This is a genomic window from Flavobacterium ichthyis, from assembly GCF_009915155.1.
GTDB classification, from domain to species: Bacteria; Bacteroidota; Bacteroidia; order Flavobacteriales; family Flavobacteriaceae; genus Flavobacterium; species Flavobacterium ichthyis.
The window spans coordinates 1-510 of record NZ_JAABLM010000030.1 but is presented as its reverse complement, the minus strand read 5'-3'; the positions used below and the strand labels follow the sequence as shown (position 1 = coordinate 510).

The 510-nt window shown below is 29.4% G+C and carries 2 protein-coding genes; both read right to left on the bottom strand.

The annotated features are described in order from the left end of the window. On the bottom strand, positions 1-201 hold a 201-nt coding region (locus tag GV828_RS13080), incomplete at its 3' end, for a transposase (protein ID WP_166537940.1). 94 nt (positions 202-295) lie between these two features. Beyond that, the coding region (locus GV828_RS13075) for an IS3 family transposase (protein ID WP_166535966.1) at positions 296-510 on the bottom strand (215 nt) is incomplete at its 5' end.

Sequence of the window (510 nt, the reverse complement as noted above, 5' to 3'; positions counted from 1 at the left end):
AAGTTTGTCTTCATAGGTAAATTTACCATATTTTTTTAACCATTTTGATATACAACTATGCCCAAGAATATTGTAGCGTCTTTGAAGTTCTGCCTTGGTGAATAAACCCCTTTCATATTCACTCACAACTTGACGTTTAAATGCTTCGCTATAATTTTGTGGAGGATTTGCAATTTTTAAAATTTTCTTTTTTGTCGACATATTTACTAAAATTTAGTCAACTTTTTTCAGGACAAGACACAAAAAAAAACCTCCCGAAACTAGACTGCACCCAAAAGTTTAGACAAATTTACAATTAAATTTGATAATGGTGAGCTCGATATTTTATCGGGCTCATTTTGTTTAAATTCGACTTTATTCTATCGTTGTTATAATAAGTTATATAGTTATCAATTTCTTTTTTTAATTGTTCTATCGACTTGAATTTTTGTGTGTAAAACATTTCAGATTTTAATGTGCCAAAGAAATTTTCGATCACAGCATTGTCTAAACAGTTTCCTTTTCTGGACA